At 36.6% G+C, this 17,735-nt stretch carries 12 protein-coding genes and 1 pseudogene; 12 read left to right on the forward strand and 1 reads right to left on the reverse strand.

All coding sequences use genetic code 11. From position 1 onward, the window contains the following. The first annotated feature begins 9 nt into the window (after window positions 1–9). The 10 genes from A9G40_RS12710 to A9G40_RS12755 all read left to right on the forward strand — a co-directional run bounded on the left by A9G40_RS12710 (window position 10) and on the right by A9G40_RS12755 (window position 13,122). Window positions 10–1,974, forward strand: coding sequence for a vWA domain-containing protein (locus tag A9G40_RS12710; protein ID WP_065583315.1), 1,965 nt, complete (start codon window positions 10–12; stop codon window positions 1,972–1,974). Window positions 1,975–1,978: 4 nt separating this feature from the next. Next, a complete protein-coding gene (locus A9G40_RS12715) occupies window positions 1,979–2,695 on the forward strand; it encodes an ABC transporter ATP-binding protein (RefSeq protein WP_065583316.1) in 717 nt (238 codons plus the stop codon). A gap of 3 nt (window positions 2,696–2,698) precedes the next feature. Then, entirely contained in the window at window positions 2,699–3,922 is a 1,224-nt protein-coding gene (locus tag A9G40_RS12720; RefSeq protein ID WP_065583317.1) for an ABC transporter permease, read from the forward strand. Then, on the forward strand, window positions 3,879–5,504 hold the full coding sequence (locus A9G40_RS12725; RefSeq protein WP_218058023.1) for an SUMF1/EgtB/PvdO family nonheme iron enzyme: 1,626 nt from the start codon (window positions 3,879–3,881) through the stop codon (window positions 5,502–5,504). The genes A9G40_RS12720 and A9G40_RS12725 overlap by 44 nt, the downstream gene beginning before the upstream one ends. Further along, complete coding sequence (locus A9G40_RS12730) at window positions 5,504–6,193, forward strand: hypothetical protein (RefSeq protein WP_065583318.1); 690 nt, start codon at window positions 5,504–5,506, stop codon at window positions 6,191–6,193. The genes A9G40_RS12725 and A9G40_RS12730 overlap by 1 nt, the downstream gene beginning before the upstream one ends. A gap of 2 nt (window positions 6,194–6,195) precedes the next feature. After that, window positions 6,196–6,678, forward strand: coding sequence for a hypothetical protein (locus A9G40_RS12735; protein ID WP_065583319.1), 483 nt, complete (start codon window positions 6,196–6,198; stop codon window positions 6,676–6,678). Window positions 6,679–6,757: 79 nt separating this feature from the next. Further along, the gene (locus A9G40_RS12740; RefSeq protein WP_218058024.1) at window positions 6,758–8,131 is read left to right on the forward strand and encodes a VWA domain-containing protein; all 1,374 of its coding nucleotides are present in this window, start codon (window positions 6,758–6,760) and stop codon (window positions 8,129–8,131) included. Between the two features lie 119 nt (window positions 8,132–8,250). Then, a complete protein-coding gene (locus tag A9G40_RS12745) occupies window positions 8,251–9,636 on the forward strand; it encodes a VWA domain-containing protein (RefSeq protein WP_065583321.1) in 1,386 nt (461 codons plus the stop codon). A gap of 118 nt (window positions 9,637–9,754) precedes the next feature. Next, a complete protein-coding gene (locus A9G40_RS12750) occupies window positions 9,755–11,206 on the forward strand; it encodes a VWA domain-containing protein (protein WP_065583322.1) in 1,452 nt (483 codons plus the stop codon). Between the two features lie 428 nt (window positions 11,207–11,634). Then, window positions 11,635–13,122, forward strand: a complete 1,488-nt coding sequence (locus A9G40_RS12755) for a hypothetical protein (protein WP_065583323.1) — start codon at window positions 11,635–11,637, stop codon at window positions 13,120–13,122. Between the two features lie 334 nt (window positions 13,123–13,456). Here A9G40_RS12755 and A9G40_RS14445 read toward each other — a convergent pair. Then, window positions 13,457–13,753 (reverse strand): annotated as a pseudogene (locus tag A9G40_RS14445) (DNA gyrase subunit B); the annotation flags it as partial. A gap of 735 nt (window positions 13,754–14,488) precedes the next feature. Between A9G40_RS14445 and A9G40_RS12765 the strand changes: the two are divergent. Further along, complete coding sequence (locus A9G40_RS12765) at window positions 14,489–15,967, forward strand: hypothetical protein (RefSeq protein WP_141675266.1); 1,479 nt, start codon at window positions 14,489–14,491, stop codon at window positions 15,965–15,967. Between the two features lie 412 nt (window positions 15,968–16,379). Then, window positions 16,380–17,735 (forward strand): IS1182 family transposase gene (locus A9G40_RS12770; protein ID WP_141675267.1). Its coding sequence is split into 2 segments (ribosomal slippage), with 1,357 coding nucleotides annotated over them: window positions 16,380–16,953 and window positions 16,953–17,735; the frame shifts between segments, so codons are not numbered across the junction. This gene is flagged as partial in the annotation.

The following is a 17,735-nucleotide window of genomic DNA, read 5'->3' on the forward strand; positions in this document are numbered from 1 at the left end:
GGAAAGGATATGAAAAAAATAGCAATTTCAAAACTCGTTATTGGTCTAAGCCTCGCTTGTGTACCTTGGATAGCTTCGGCAGCTGAACCGCTCAAACAAGAAGGTAAAAAAACCTTATATCAGCGTGTATTAAGCACACCAACGTGTGAATTAAAAAATAATATTACAGATCCTACCGGCAAATCTGTGCCAGCATTTTCACGCTATTATGTTTATGAACGTAAAAACGACAATAATCAGCAATGGCTTAAAGTTGGGCCTGATTCTTATGGAAAAGCGATAGGTTGGATTAATAATTCATGTGCAGTTGCTTGGAATATGCAAATGACATTAGTTTTTACAAACCCTGTTGATCGTGATCCTTTGTTATTTTTCAAAGATAAGGCTGCATTAACCGCTATTGTTGATGCTGATAAGCCAGAGGTTTTATTAAAGCCTATTCGTGACACGTTAAAAGCCAATAAGCCAGCTTCAGATGTGGTTGCTCAAGAGCCTAAAGAGTTTGTTGATTTTAAAAGTAACTTCTATTTATTACCTATTTTACAAGGTGAAGAGGTTATGAATGGGCAAGGTTTTTATGAGCGAGTGCTAGAAGTAGCATCAGTAAGTAAACAGGATTCATTGGTAAAAAATAATACAAAACCAGCTAATGGCCAAACTACTGATGATAGCACTAATCAAGTTGCTCCATTTAAAGCCGCCATTGTGTTTGTTATTGACTCCACTATTTCAATGGATCCTTATATTTCAAGAACTAAAGAAGCGGTAACGCGAGTTTATCAGCACATTGAAAAAGAAAATTTACAAGATCAAGTTAAATTTGGATTGGTTTCATTTCGATCGAGTTTAAAGGCCTCGGATAAACTTGAATTTGTTTCTAAACTTTTTGCCGATCCCAATAAAGTGAAAGATAAAGAGGATTTTAAACAGCTAAGCGCTTCGCTTAAACAAGCTTCTGTATCAACCGCATATTTTGCCGAAGATTCTTATGCTGGGGTTGCTCAAGCATTAAATGATATTAATTGGAATAGCTTTGGCGCGCGTTACATGATTTTGATAACAGATGCTAGTGCAATTCCCGGTGATGATAAACTTTCTAGTACAGGAATGGATGCTGCGCAATTAAGACTTGAAGCTCAGCATAAGGGCGTCGCTATTTACGCACTACATTTAAAAACGCCAAGTGGTGAAAAAGATCATCAGATTGCTGCAACGCAATATTCGGATCTAACTTATAATGATTTCATTCATAAATCGCTTTATTATCCTGTTAATGCGGGAGATATACATCAGTTTGGCCAAAAAGTTGACTTGCTGGCAAAAGCCTTATCAGAACAAGTTAAGCTTGCGTATAAAGGCGAGGCTTCTGTCGGCAATGCACTTAATGCAAAAGATGATAATTCTGATATGTTAAAAGATGCATTGCTACTCAGTAAGGCCATGCAGTTAGCTTATTTAGGCGATACCAAAGGGACTAAAGCGCCAACCGTTTTTAAAGCGTGGATTGCAGATAAAGATTTCGCTAAACCGACGATTCCAACAGCCGAGCCTCGTATATTATTAACTAAATCGCAACTTAGTGATTTGAGTGATATTGTCAGCAAAATTGCTAATGCGGCTAATGATGGGTTAATTTCAGCCGATGATATGTTTTCCCAGCTTCGCTCTGTTGCTGCTGCAATGGGGCAAGATCCAAGTAAATTAAAATCAGATTCGGTGACCAAAATTGCTGATTTAGGTCTGCTTGGTGAATATCTAGATAACATTCCATATAAAAGTGATGTGACAGGGCTTGATCAAGATACTTGGAAAAGCATGAGCGGGCTTGAACAAGAAAAATTTATCCGTAATTTAAATAGTAAAATTCGTTACTATCAAAAATGTAATGCCGATGTCGATCGTTGGATTTCATTAGCCGAAGGTAGCGACCCTCGCGAAAATGTTTATCCTATCCCATTAGAAATGTTGCCTTAGACATATGTTAACTATTAAGCAGTTATCTATTTTACGCTCAACAGGTAAATCCTTTTTTAGTGTTTGCCTGCCTGAGCTAACCGTCAAAGCTGGTGAAGTTGTTGTTATTCAGGGCGATAGTGGTGCAGGCAAAAGCACATTACTTGAAATGGTAGGAATGATTTTAAAACCAGATGAAATTGGCCACTATAGATTGATTGTTGATAATTATGCAATCGACATTGCAACGCTAATCGAGCAAAACCAGCTTGATAAGCTGGCTGATATTCGAGCTCAGTATTTGGGTTTTATGTTACAAACAGGTGGATTACTGCCTTTTTTGACTGTTCGTGATAACATTTTATTATCATTGAAGTTATTACAAAAAAAAGTGGATAACAGCCGGTTTGATTATTTAGTGCAAAAACTTAAAATTGACCATTTGCTAAATAAATATCCTAAACAGTTATCTATTGGTGAAAGGCAACGTGCTTCTTTTATTCGTTCCATTATTCATAAACCGGCGTTATTACTTGCCGATGAGCCAACCTCGGCATTGGATCCCTATAATGCAAGTTTACTTTTTGATTTAATTATTGAGCAAGCTCAGCAAGACAATATTGCTGTGATGATTGTAACGCACGATTGGCAACGCATTGCAAGCAAAGGGTTATTTACTTTATCAGCTAACTTAACTTCCCCTCAATTCTCAGTATTTTTACCATTACAAGATAAGGTGTAAAAAATGACTAAAGCAATATTAAAATGGTTACTTGTTACTCGCTTATCTTTAGCTGACTTATGGTATGACAAAAAAGTTTCGTTTTGTATTATCGCCTCGGTGATCTCAGTGATTACGCCATTATTATTGTTATTTAGCTTAAAATATGGTGTGGTTTCTCAACTTAGAGAACAATTACTTAATGATCCACAAAATTTAGAAGTCAAAATCGTTGGTAATTTACAATTCACGAGTGAAATGTTTGAGTGGATAAAAAAACAGCCTGAAACGGCTTTTGTTATTCCTCTAACACGCTCATTAAATACACAAGCTGATTTAATGAAAGATGCGAGTCATTTTGTGAATAATGCCGAAATTATTCCTACGGCTACAGGTGATCCAATAACAGAAGCTACGCCTTTACTTAATAATAAAAATCAAATTATATTAAGTGCATTATCGGCAGAAAAAATGCAAGCAACTATCGGTAGTCGTGTGAAAATGGTGATAACAAGGCAGCTTGATGGAAAACTGGAAAAAGGCATAACCACATTAGATGTGGTAGGTATTATTCCCGAGAGTCGTTATAGTCGAGCAGCTGCTTTTATTTCTTTAGATTTACTTATTGCCATGGAAGATTTTTATGATGGCTACCAAAGTGATATTTTTTTAACGTCTACTGGGCAATCAAATCCGCCAAAACATACTTCGTTTGCGCGAGCCCGTATTTATGCCAATTCACTAGATAATGTCGCCCCATTAGCGTTTAAATTACGAGAAAAAAATATAGAAACGCGTACACAAGCTAATGCGATTGAAAACATGCAAGCAATCGATCGAGTGCTCAATTTTATTTTTAGTGTCATTGCAATTACAGCTGTTTTAGGGTGTATTTTGTCATTTACAGGGGCATTTTTATCAAATATTGAACGTAAACGTAAAGATATTGCCTTTATGCGATTACTTGGATTTCGTTCAAAAAGCATTATGCTTTATTTAATCAATCAAGCAATGATTTTAAGTTGTTTAGCTTTTGTTATCTCTTGTGTGCTTTTTGGATTAGGAAATAGTGCCTTTAATTTAGTTTTAGGTAAAAATTTGATTTCACAATCCGTGGTGAGTCAATTACAATTTTATCATCTTATCGTTGCTTTTTTACTGACTTTATTTATATCAAGCGGCGTTGTGGTTATAGGAGGGCGACGTGCTATTAAAATTCAACCAGCAGAAAGCTTACGTGAAGCATAGTTATTCCCAATGTATTCGATTGGCTTATTGGGGATTGGCTGCAATAAGCTTACTTCCCTCATTAAGCTTTGCTGAGCCTTGGGACAGTAAATTTTATAATCCCAAACCAGCCAAAGATGATGTCATTTTACCCATGCCGTGTGACGGTAGTTTAGTGATGAAAAAGGTATTTACTCCTACCAATAAATCGTTAGATGATGTCAAAGTTATTTTAGGAAGTAATCAAAAAGAACTTGGTTTTGCTGAATATGCGACACCCAACTATATAGCAGGAAGTTTTTCTGATGCAGGTAAAGAGCGGTACTATTTGATAGGTAAATATGAAATTACCGTATTGCAATATCAATCTGTAATGAATGACACCTGCCCAATGCCTAAAGTGAACCTCTCTTTTCCTATCACTGATATTAGCTGGTTTGATGCTATAGCTTTTACGAATAAATATAATCGTTGGTTAATTGAAAACCGGTCAAAGCTAAAATCAATTAGTTTGCCTAATGGTTATGTCCGTTTACCGAATAATACCGAATGGGAATATGCCGCACGAGGTGGTTCGAAAGTAACTGAATCAGAATTTCGTGAATCACGGTTCCCAATGATGGGGAATTTGGAAAATTATGCGTGGTTTTCTGGTGCCAAGTCGGCTAATGGAAAATTACAACTTATTGGACGGCTTGAACCTAATCCGTTAGATTTGTTTGATATCTTAGGTAACGCAAGCGAAATGATGTTTGATTCGTTTCGAATGAATAAACTCGATCGCTATCATGGCCAACAAGGCGGTATGACGGTTCGTGGTGGTAGTTATTTGACACCTGAATCATCAACTACCAGTGCTTTTCGTACCGAAAAACCTTTTTATGATGATAAAGGTGCTTATAAGAGTAAAGATGTTGGGTTTCGTTTGGTTTATACAACAGAAGTGATTAATTCTAGTGATAAAATCAAAGAGTTAGAAAAAGAATGGAACCAATTAGGTAGCGAAACGGAAAGCTCAGAAAATGCTAATGTTGTTAGTGAGCTTGAAAAAATCACCAAACAAGTGGAAGACGAGAAAACAAAAAAAGAATTAAATCAACTTAATACACTGTTACGTAGTGCTAACCAAGCTCGTGATGAACAACGAGATCGATCCATTCAGTCAGCATTACAGTTAGGTGCATTTTTGTGTGCGAATGTTTCAGATTTAAGCAGTAAATTTGAGTATAATGACAATTTATATAGAACAATGGCTAATGAAGTTTGTGATCCAAAAGAAAGCGATACTTTAGATGATGACAATATGTGTTCAAAAGTGAAGCTAGATAATTTGAAACAAGTTGTTGATGAGTCTAAAAATGCTCGGGACTTTATATTGAAATATTATTCCGATACTATTGTTAATACTGCGTCAAATTACGAGAAAATTACTATTAATGATCAAGTTAACTCTACTCAATTTATTTTAGAAAATAGTGGCAAAGCTAATATGAGTGACTATTTAAAACTCTATTTCAAACATATTAATCAATATATTGAATCGGGGAAAATTGCGAGATCAGCTTGGCTACAAACATGCAATGAAATAAAAGGAAAAAGATGATGAATAAAATTATAGTAACGCTGTTTTTGTGTGTATCGCTTATTTTAACTGGCTGCCAAGGCGGAGGAGGAGTCAGCTCTAGAAATGCCGACCCTGCTTTAACAAAAAGTAACACAGCTAAGTTTTTTAGTAAATCAGCATGGCAGTCTTGTGCTGTTGGCGCGGGTTTAGGCGGTATTGGTTGTATGTTAGCAGGTGGAAAAGCTGGCGTTTGTATTGCATCAGCTGCGGTTGGTTGTGGTGTGATGATGGGCGCTAACTATTATCTTGACAGTAAACGAGCTGAATATGCTAATGCCGAAATGCGCCTTGATGTTTACATCCAAGACATTCAACAAAATACTTACGAAGTTCAAGCAGTAACCGAAACAGCTAAAGCTGTGTTGAATAAAAATTTAGCGACTCTTAAAGTGTTAAATAATCAAATCAAAAAAGATACGTTAAATAAAAGACAAGCTAAAAATGATTTAACGCAAATTGATGCTAATATTGCCTATTTAAATGATAAATTAAAACGCATGAGAAAAGTTGAAAATGATTGGGTTTTAATCTCTTCTCAAGAACAACAATCAGGCGTTAATGTATCAAAACTCGATAAACAAATAAGTCAATTACATAAACAAATTACAGTGCTTGAAAATCAAATTAATCTTGTTACACAACAACGTTCAGCAGTTAAGGTTAGCTAATTATGAAAAAAACACATCTTCTATTACTCAGCCCGCTTATTTTTTTAGCTGGTTGTTCAACAACTCCCGAACAGTGCGATCCGACTAATACTAACATTGGTATTATGGATAAAATTAGCTGTAATTATTCAGGAAATTACCAAGCTCGGATCGATCAGAAAAAGCAAATTCTGGAAAATGAAGTAAGAGCGAATCAGCAATTTAAAGAAATCTATGCGACAATTGAAAAACAGAAAAACGATACCTCATTAAGTGTTAAACAAAAACAAGCGCAACAACAAAAATTGAAAAATGATTTAACTAAATTAACAAACGAAGTTAAACAAAAGGCTAAAGGTCGTGATGATCTACAAGCTCAAGTTAAAGACATTGAACAGCAACTAAAAAAAGCTAACAATTCAAATAATTCACAAATTGAAAAGCAAGTTGAGTTAGAAACGTTAAACAAAAAACTTCAACAGTTGCAAAAGGCATTAAATATATAAATTTTTGTTTAATCGCTTTTTTATAACAGTAGAAGAAATAAAAGGAAACAGTTACGCAATGCAGCGAATAGCAAGGTTTATGTGTGATCATAATAATTCCGAAAAGATGTCTTTATTAGATCAATATAATTCTTTGCTAGCGCTGCTAGAGCCACATTTAACCGAGCGTACTTTTTCAATTTTAGCTATACCGAGATTGATTAACGATAATCAATATATTGGTTGGTATACCCTTTTAGAAGGGCAAGCTGTCTTATTGAGTGAGATTTGTAATCAATCACAGAAAAGTAAGATAGAAAAAACATTGCAAGATCGTATTAACGATATCGAAGCAGTGGTTAAGTCAATGCCAATAACTGCTGAGCAGCAAGGATTTATTTCATCATGGTTACCTAGAATTAAAAGCTTAGGTAACCCTATTTATGTTATTAATGACGAACCCGTTATCATTAATAACTTTGAAGATCCGATTTTGCCTCCCGCGCCACCTCCTGTTATTCCACCAAAACCATTTTGGCGCTGGTGGCATTTTTTACTTTTAGCTTTATTATTGCTTGGTTTGTTTGGCCTCCTTTGGTATCTATTTTGCCCATATGAAAAACAAAAGCCTGCGGCTCAAGTTGCTGAACCAGCCATTACTCAACCAGTAGAAGAAAAGAAACCAGAACCTGTTGTGGAACCCCGCAAAGAAGAAGTTGAACCAGTTGTAAAATCAACATCAGAGCCAACTTCAAAGCCAACGGTCGTTGCACCTAAGAGCTGTATCGCCCGTGAAGAGATTGTCAGTAACAGTGACGCACCTAAAATGGTTATGATATTTGATAATTCAGCATCAATGATGTTTACATTGATGGAGTCTCAAGCAGCTATTAATAAATTCTTGAATACAGATGATTTAATGTCGCCAGAAGAAGCCGAGGCTTATATAAAACGCATGACACGCCTGCCTAATCGGTTATCAAGTAGTAAAAAAGTAGCATTAGCAAGCATTGATAAAATACAAGCAAACGTTGATATTGCATTAGTCACACTCTCATCTTGTCCTGTAGCACAAACTACACCGTTTTATAGTTATGACAATAGAAGTAAGTTAAAAAATAAAATTAACAGGTTAAAACCACTAGATAATAACAGCGCAACGCCATTATATAGTGGCATAAAGCAAGCCAGCAAAATGCTTGATGGTGTAAACCGTGATGATTACATATTAGTGATTAGTGATGGCCAAGACAATTGTACCAAAGCTAATATTTGTTCGTTAGCGAGCAAAATAGCCACTCAACAACCGCGTTTAAAGATAAATATTGTGGATATTGCTGGGAAGCATAAAATTGATTGTGTAGCTAATAAAACTGGCGGTAAAGTCTATGTAGCTCAAAGCCCAGCACAGATAGTTGCACAAATGAATAGCGCCGTTTCAAGTATGAATATTAGCAAACCGCTATGCGAATAATTATTTTTAAATGATGCTATATAAATGTATATAGCATCATTTGTATTTCTGTTTATGGGCCTGTTTCAAAATGAGTACAGTTTTAGTATAAAATTAAACTATAAGGGATTAAATTAATAATGCAGCGAATAACTCGGATAGCTTTTGAACACCATGATTCCGAAAAGATGTCTTTATTAGATCAATATAACTCTTTGTTAGCGCTGCTAGAGCCACATTTAACTGATCGTACTTTTTCAATTTTAGCTATACCGAGATTGATTAACGATAATCAATATATTGGTTGGTATACTCTTTTAGAAGGGCAAGCTGTCTTATTGAGTGAGATTTGTAATCAATCACAGAAAAGTAAGATAGAAAAAACATTGCAAGATCGTATTAACGATATCGAAGCAGCGGTTAAGTCAATGCCCATAACTGCTGAGCAGCAGGAATTTATTTCATCATGGTTACCTAGAATTAAAAGCTTAGGCAACCCTATTTATGTTATTAATAATGAGCCCGTTATCATTAATAGCCTTGAAGATCCGATTTTGCCTCCCGCGCCACCTCCTGTTATTCCACCAAAACCATTTTGGCGTTGGTGGCATTTTTTACTTTTAGCCTTATTACTCTTTGCTTTACTGGGCATTCTTTGGTATTTATTTTGTCCATATGCAAAAGAAAAGCCTGCGATTGCTGATGTTGAGCCCGCCATTACTCAGCCTGTTGATGAAAAGAAACCAGATCCGGTTGTTGAGCCACCTAAAGAGGAACAACCCGTTGTAAAATCGGAACCTGAAGCGATACCAGAGCCAGCACCTAAAAATTGTGTTACTCGTGAAGAGATTGCCAATAATACTGACAAGCCTAAAATGGTTATGATATTTGACAATTCAGCATCAATGTCATTGACGTTGATGGAATCTCAAGATTCTATTAATAAATATTTGAACACTGATTTCTATTCAATGTCGCTAGAAGACGCTGATGCCTATGAAAAACGCATGACACGCCTGCCTAATCGGTTATCAAGTAGCAAAGAAGTTGCATTAGCAAGCATTGATAAAATACAAGCAAACGTTAATATAGCATTAGTTACACTCTCAGCTTGCCCTGTAGCACAAACTACACCATTTTATGGTTATGATAATAGAAGTAAGTTAAAAAATAAAATCAACCGGTTAAAACCACTAGATGATAACAGCGCAACACCGTTATATAGTGGGATAAAACAAGCAAGCAAAATGCTTGATGGCGTAAACCGTGATGATTACATATTAGTTATTAGTGATGGTCAAGACAACTGTACCAAAGCTAATATTTGTTCGTTGGCGAGCAAAATCGCTACTCAACAGCCACGTTTAAAAATAAATATTGTGGATATTGCTGGACAGCATAAAATTGATTGTGTGGCAGAGAAAACTGGTGGTAAAGTTTATGTGGCTCAAAGCCCAAAACAAATAGTTGAACAAATGAACAATGCTGTTTCAAGTATGAATATTAGCAAACCGCTATGCGAATAATTATTTTTAAATAATGCTATATAAATGCATATAGCATTAATTGTATTTCTGCTTTGAGTATGTTTTAAAATTAATGTAGCTTTAGTGTAAAGGTAAAATGTAAGGGATTAAATTAGTAATGCAACGAATAACTCGAACAGTCTTTGAGCATAATAATTCAGAGAAGATTTCTCTACTAAAACAATATAAATCCTTACTACCATTACTAAAGTCACATTTAACTGATCGTACGTTTTCAATTTTAGCAACACCAAAGTTAATTGATAACAATAAATATGTTGGCTGGTATACTAATCTTGAAGGTCAACCTGTTTTACTTGATAGTATTGCTGATGAGTCGCATAAAAATCAAATAACTAAGACATTACAAACACGTATTAATGATATTGAAAGAGCTGTTAAATTGATGATCTTAAGTGATGAAGATCAGCGTTTAATTTCGTTTTGGCTTCCAAGAATTAAGAGTTTAGGTAATCAGATTTATGTTATAAATGAAGATCCTGTTATTATTAATGCCTTTGAAGAGCCTGTTATGCCCGCACCGGCTCCTGTTATTGTGCCCAAACCGTTTTGGCGTTGGTGGCATTTTTTACTTTTAGCTTTATTTCTGCTTGGTTTGTCTAGTTTCCTTTGGTATTTATTTTACCCCTTTGATAAAGAAAAGGCAGTTGCCCCTCAGCAGCCAGCGCCAGTTATTTCATCATCTGTTGAAACAAAACAAGTAGAACCTAAAACAGAGCCAGTTGTTGAACCACAAGATCTTTTGCCGACATCAGAACCTGCGCCAATTGTAACATTTGAGCCTAAACCAGAGACAGTGCCTGTACCTGAGCCAGCACCAAAGGTAAAAAATCCACCTAACTGTATAACCAAAGAAGAGATGAATAAAGATCCTAATCCATCTAAAATGGCAATTGTGTTTGATAATTCATTATCCATGACGGTGACATTGAATGAATCGCCATCAGAAGTGGAGCAATATTTTCAATATTTGACTTATGGTTATAGGAATATGTCCGAGCAGGAAAGAATCCAATACGAAAAGCGAATGACGCGCTTACCAACTCGTTTATCAAGTAGTAAGAGTGTGGCTACATCAAGCATTGATAAGATACAACCGAACATTGATATCTCGCTTGTGACACTAACAAATTGCCCAGCAGCATATGTTTCGCCATTTTATAATTATGCTAACCGAGGAACACTAAAGCGTAAAATTAAAAAATTAACACCAACTGCAGCAGGAGGGGGAGGGACACCTTTATATAACGGGCTAGAAAAAGCCAGCAAAATGCTAGATGGTGTAAAACGTGATGACTATATACTTATTATCAGTGACGGCGAAGATAATTGTACAAAAAATAACATTTGCACCTTAGCGAATTATATTGCTACGCAAAAGCCTAGGTTAAAAATTAATATCGTTGATATTGCTGGTGAACACAAAATAGACTGTATTGCTAATGCCACTGGTGGCAAAGTTTACATTGCTCAAAGTCCAAAAGATATGATCAAACAGATGAATAAAGCGGTTTCAAATTTGAAAATTAATAGACCAGTATGTCAATAAAAAAACACAAAAAATAGTGGATTTATTAGCTAATTCATTGATATAGGTTATTGATAATTATGCTATCATCTATTTTTTATTTATAAATTATTAAGCATTATCACAAGATCCAAGTAAAAATTTTCACAACTTGATTTAGCGTTTAATATTTAGTTTTGTCAGCTATTCATTCGGTGCACCTCGTGTTTGTTCCAAACTATTTAAAAAGCATAAATATTGGCTAATACTATTTGTTCATTAGTCATTTAATGTTTTATGCGGAACCATTCTTAAAAAATCCTTACAAATATTTCAATCTGAAAAGTAGTCAATTTTTTTTTCAAACGTTATAATTCAGGTGATTAAAAATTAATCTAACTTATTTTACTAGCCAAAAGCTATAACAGAGTTAAATAAAACAGATAATTAATTGAAGAAAGGAGTATTTTGTGCATTACCGCGATAGAATGCAGCAGCTTTATGTTTTAAATCTATTAAATCACTATTGTAGACAGGTTTTCTCGTTCACTTCATTAATATTAGTAAAATTCCCTATAACATTATTGCCGTTATTGCTATTGCCGTTTTCGTTCGATTCTCAGGCATTATCAGCTACCACAACAAACACGATTCAAGGTAGTGCGCCTTATTTAACGTTTAATAACGGTAAAACAAAAGTGATAAATACAGAAGATTTATTAGCTATTACCTTATCAGATGGCACTACCATTACTCCAATTACTAATACTTCAGCAACAAACCCAATCGTACTTCCTCGTGTTGGAGAGACTTTAGCCGATGTTGGCATGTTAGTACCATCAACAACTGATACGATAGAGTTAAAAGCACTTATTGATGCGCCTTATTATTATTGGGGTGATGATGATGGTGATGGGCAGGAGGTTAATGGCGTAACGGCTATGGGTAGCTTAACCGTTAATATTACAGATAAAAATAATCGGGTAGTTGGTCGCGCTGATACTTTAGATATTGCTAGAGCGCCTTATAAAGTAGTGTTAAGTAATACAAATAGTAGTTTAAGTACCCAGTATGGTGTACCTAATCGTAGTACTTTTAACGCTGGCACAGTGACTTACTACATCATTCCAAAATCATCACCAGCCGTTCTTTATGCTAAGCCTAATTTGAGGCTTGGCGGAAATAATGAACCAGGCTTTAATGGGTGGAAATTTGCTGGTCCAGCTAATATTTGGCAGCCAAACAGGGGCTTTCTTCCTCAATCTATAATACCGACATCATATAACCTTAACTTCCCAACCACGGGCGCAAATGGCTTATATTTTGATTTAGATATATCGGAAGGTACCCAATTGACTTGGCCTTCCATTACCCATGAGGGAATAACGGCTATTATGACACCCAATGCGAATGGCACCCGTGTGCGAGTTCTGCTAACAGGTCCTGTGGCAACTAATGATCAAATAAAGGAGGCAAACCCAGCTCGAATTTACACACCAGCCTTACCAAAAACGTTTGAGTTAGTTGGTTATGATAGTAGCGGTGCAGCAGTGATAAAATATGGATTTGTGTTACAGAAGTGGTTTGTCAGCCGTGGTGAAAGGTCAGCAACCAACATCGAAACTGAAAATTGGTGTACTAGCTTAGGTTATCGTCTTCCACAAGCAAAAGATTTTACTAATGCGGTCTGCTCAGGGGCAAACGAAACTATGTTCTGCCGAAGTTTAGTTGGTGCCACGCCAGCATCAAGTGGCCATCATTATCAGCGTCAAATCGGTGCTGGATTTTTCTCTGAGTGGGGGGATATAATCCATTATAAAGGTGCTGGTATTGCAAATGCTTGGTTCTGGACGAGTGATCCCTATGGAGGATGGAGATTTCGTATCGATTCAACTGCTGGTTCTGCTGATGGAGATTATCCTTACAACCACAACAATGGGTTGTGTATCTATCCGTGATGATAATTAGCTTGACAAGCAGGATTATCAGCTAATTAAGGCTAAGCATTAAAGAAGTTGCCTTAACTTAAAATGGAGACGCACGCACGAATGATAATATTAAAGAATAACGTGCTTATTATTAATGTTAATCAACAACAATAAGCGTTGTTTCGAAATAAAGATAAAAGGATCAAAAAGAATTCTATACTGAAACGCATACCTACTTAAAAATTTTTAACAAGATTCTTTTTTTATAAATTTTTAATTCAATTTGTTATTTTTCTTGTTTTAATCAATAAAAGACTAGGCACCTGCCTAGTCTTTTATGTTGTATATTAAAATAGCGTAACCTTTAAAAATCTAAATTGGCTGCTTTAAGAGCATTTTCTTCAATGAATAATCGTCGAGGTTCAACTTCATCACCCATAAGGGTTGTAAACAATTGATCTGCTTCAATCGCGTCTTTGATGGTGACTTGTAACATACGGTGCCTGGTTGGATCCATGGTGGTTTCCCATAATTGTTCTGGGTTCATTTCTCCAAGCCCTTTATAACGCTGAATAGTTAAGCCACGACGAGACTCTTTAATTAACCAATCAACGGCTTCTTCAAAAGATTCAACCGGCTGTTTACGTTCATCGCCCTCAATTGGTGATCACTACTAGCGTCAAATAGGGGCTGGTTTCTGCGCGAAGTGAGGCGATACGGGGGGTTACACCAGCGCGGGCTTTGAGAACCACTACTACTGGCCAAGTGACGCTGCTGGTGGTGACTACCAGTTCGCTGTTTTCATGGGGTGGTTATTTGGGCAACCACAATGCTTTGCCGAATAACACTAATTACTATGGACTTTGCACCACTCCTTAGTATTTGATGCTTAGTTCTTAATCCTGAGGTAGTGTGCGAAGCTTATGGTGCAAATAAAGGACAATCCATCCAAGAAACAAGCCCACCGCGCATTAGGCCGGGCCTTGAGCCAGCAGATCATACAAGTTTGTGCTTTTGCAAATAGACAGCAAAAGCGCTTTCCCCAGAATAAAAGCCAGTTCCCAAAAAATTCATTATTATACTCAAACATCTATCCTAAACTTTTTGACATTATTTATTAATCTTTCTATAAAAGGGTGGTTAAATTTTTTTAAAGCGTTATACTTTTTATATTAACAGATTAATTTGGCTTAATTTATTAGCTAATAATTATAAAAAATCAAATAAACACAAAACAATTGATATACAGGATGTTATGCAGTATAACTATAGCCTACAGATCTGGCCGCATTATGTTTTAAGCATTTCTAAATACTACTTAAATAAGACATTTAGCTTCGGTATCCTTTTTACCCTAAACTTATTAAATACACATACACAAGATTGCCACTTATTCTTGCTAATTAGTTTTCGTAAACCGCTAAATGTTAGCCTGAAGCAGCAATTACAATTAGCGGAGCTATCACAGCCACGTTTATCGCGTTTATCCAGTTTAACTTTATGGCTATTTAAAGTTTCTTTTACATTAGTACCATTGTTGTTAACGTGTGTAGCAAATGCAAAAATGTTATCAGCCAGTACTTCAAATATCATTGAAGGTACCGCTCCTTATTTAACATTTGATGGCGGTATAACCAAAGCTACTCAGACGGATGGTTTGTTAAGTATCAAGTTATCGGATGCTACAGTAATCTCACCAATGAGCAATACATCTTCACTATCAAAACCAATAGTGTTACCTAGTGCCAGCGATACGTTTGCTAATGTTGTCATGTTTTTACCAACAACCAGGAACTCAATAAGTTTAAACACACTCGTTAGAGCCCCGTATAACTATTGGGGTGATAATGATGGTGATGGGCAGGGGAGAAGAGGTATAACGGCAACAGGCAGGTTAAGGGTTCGGATCAAGGATAAAAATAATCGAACAGTTAGTCGTGTTGATACTTTAGATATTTGCAATGCACCTTATAAAATGGAATTAAGCAATACCAATGGCAGTTTAAAGACGCGGTATGGTGTGCCAAATCAAACTATTTTTGGTGTGGATGCTGTAACTTACTATTTCACCCCAGAATCGTCAGCTAAAGTTTGCTATGCCAAACCAGAATTGCAAGAAAGTATAGGTCGATATGCCGGTCCTGCTGAAATGTGGGATACAAGAAAAGGGTTTATTCCCCAAGCAACTACCCCATCATCATACGCTAGTAACTTTCCTACTACTGGTGCGAATGGTTTATACTTTGATTTAGACATAGGAGGAAGGGGTTCTCTAACTTGGCCATCAATCACTCAAGGTGGTATAACTGCTACCATGACACCCGATGCGAATGGGACAACTGTGCGCGTTACTTTAACAGGACCTGCGTCAACCAAAAATGAACAGAACGCTGACTTACCAGGGCCGCTTCAGGCTGGAATACCAAACTTACCGCAAATATTCGAGCTAAAGGGATACGATAGTAGTGGTAAAGAGGTGGTAAAATATGGATTTGAATTGAAGAAGTGGTTTGTTAACCGTGGGCTTAGAACAGCTGAAGCTGCCAACCAAGAAGCTTGGTGTTCAAGCATAGGCTATCGGATTATACAAGTCAAAGACGTCACCAATGCAACCTGTGATGGTAGTAGTAGTTGTCAAAATGCAGTTGGTGCCACACCTTCATCAAGGGGCAATAATTACCATCGCCGAATTGGTGGCGGTTTGTTTAGTGAGTGGGCTCGCCTAGCTAATTATAGTGGTTCAGGCTTTAGTAACCTTAGCTATTGGACAAGTGATGTAACAGGGGAGCGTTTATTTCATGTATACTCGTACAATGGTCGGGTTTACCGTGCTGATCCTATCGGTAACTATTACGGGGTGTGCGTTTATCCTTAGCTTTTAGTTCTGAGTTTTTAATTCTTGTACGAATTAAGAGTCAATTAAGTTTAAAAAAACAAAGAAATCTATTTTAATTTAAGTGGCTACACGCCAACAAAGTTGGCAAGCCATGCGTTTTTGTATCTAAAACAGCACAAATGCTTGTCTAATATAAAAAATATCCAATCAAAGAGAACTTAACAATCCATTTTTTATACTCAAACGCATAGTTACCTGAAACTTTTTGACAAGAATTTTAATTTTTCTGAAAAAGCATAATTTAGGCCATAGTTACATTTTTATAGGTAGTTATAACTTTATTGAATAAAAAAACCAGACATGCGTCTGGTCAGATTGATGACAAAGAACTCGCTTTTTGACGAGTTCTTTGATCTAATAGAGAGGAGTCCATTATAAGAGAAGTTCTTCTATGCTAAAAAAACCAACTCCAGCGACACCAGAAAAAATAGAGCAAATCTCACTAGATGCGCTTGTCCCCCAAGATCATCTTGTTCGTAAAATAGCTAAAGTCATTGATTTTGAATTTATTCGAGAAGCGGTAGCACCACTTTATTGCCCTAATAACGGTCGTCCGGCAGAAGATCCGGTCAGACTGTTTAAAATCATGCTATTGGGGTATCTTTTCGGTATCCCCAGTGAACGTCGTCTGGTTCAGGAAATTCAGGTCAATTTAGCTTACCGCTGGTTTCTGGGAATGGGATTAACCGAAAAAGTGATTGACGCCTCAACACTTAGTCAAAATCGTCGCCGTCGGTTTAATGACAGTGAAATCTATCAACAGATTTTTGATAATATTGTTGAGCAGGCCATTGCCAAAGGGTTGATAAGTGGTCGGGTTTTATATACGGACAGTACTCACCTAAAAGCAAATGCCAATAAAGGCAAAGCACGTAATGAGCAGCGTATTGTTGAGCCCAGTCAATATATTGATGCGCTTAATCAAGCCATCAACACAGAAAGAGAATTAAACGGAAAAAAGCCTTAAAGCCATCGACGGTAGAGAAATACAAGGAGGTTAAAGTCAGTACAACAGATCCAGACAGTGGCTTTATGCATCGGGAAGGCAAGCCTAAAGGGTTCTTCTACTTAGATCACCGAACGGTTGATGGCAAACATAATTTAATTACCGATACCTATGTCACTGCCGGAAATATCCATGATTCCCAGCCTTATATGGCTCGATTAAAACGCCAGCTAGAGCGGTTTGGCTTTAATCCGGTTGGTGTCGGTCTTGATGCGGGTTATTTTACGGCTCCCATTTGCCATTTACTGCTGGCAGAGCAGATATATCCGGTGTTGGGTTATCGCCGCCCCACCCATGGTGCGAATCCCATCAGAAAAAAGCAGTTTATCTATAACAGTCAAAACGATACTTATACTTGCCCAAACGGGCAAACATTAATATATAAAACTACCAGCAGGGAAGGTTATCGTCATTATCATTCTGATGCAACAACCTGCAAAATCTGTCCGTTATTGTCACAGTGTACACAGAGTAAAAATACACAGAAAGTCATCACACGGCATATCTGGGAAGCAGATAAAGAGAAAGCCAACGAGATTCGTTTAAGTCAGTGGGGTAAAAAAGTCTATGCTCGGCGAAAAGAAACGATAGAGCGCAGCTTTGCTGATGCTAAACAACATCACGGACATCGCTATGCACGATTTAGAGGAAGAGCGCAGGTTCAAATGCAGTGTTTATTGGCCGCAACGGCTCAAAATATCAAGAAAATAGCGATAAAGCTATTTTTGTTACGTTTTTTTA

It is taken from the genome of Gilliamella sp. Nev3-1 (genome assembly GCF_001690435.1).
GTDB lineage: Bacteria > Pseudomonadota > Gammaproteobacteria > Enterobacterales > Orbaceae > Gilliamella > Gilliamella apicola_C.

Excerpts from the sequence above, each read along its gene's own strand:
- A9G40_RS12710 (WP_065583315.1), top strand. The coding sequence starts at position 10 with ATGAAAAAAATAGCAATTTCAAAACTCGTTATTGGTCTAAGCCTCGCT.
- A9G40_RS12715 (WP_065583316.1), top strand. The coding sequence starts at position 1,979 with ATGTTAACTATTAAGCAGTTATCTATTTTACGCTCAACAGGTAAATCC.
- A9G40_RS12720 (WP_065583317.1), top strand. The coding sequence starts at position 2,699 with ATGACTAAAGCAATATTAAAATGGTTACTTGTTACTCGCTTATCTTTA.
- A9G40_RS12730 (WP_065583318.1), top strand. The coding sequence starts at position 5,504 with ATGAATAAAATTATAGTAACGCTGTTTTTGTGTGTATCGCTTATTTTA.
- A9G40_RS12735 (WP_065583319.1), top strand. The coding sequence starts at position 6,196 with ATGAAAAAAACACATCTTCTATTACTCAGCCCGCTTATTTTTTTAGCT.
- A9G40_RS12740 (WP_218058024.1), top strand. The coding sequence starts at position 6,758 with ATGTGTGATCATAATAATTCCGAAAAGATGTCTTTATTAGATCAATAT.
- A9G40_RS12745 (WP_065583321.1), top strand. The coding sequence starts at position 8,251 with ATGCAGCGAATAACTCGGATAGCTTTTGAACACCATGATTCCGAAAAG.
- A9G40_RS12750 (WP_065583322.1), top strand. The coding sequence starts at position 9,755 with ATGCAACGAATAACTCGAACAGTCTTTGAGCATAATAATTCAGAGAAG.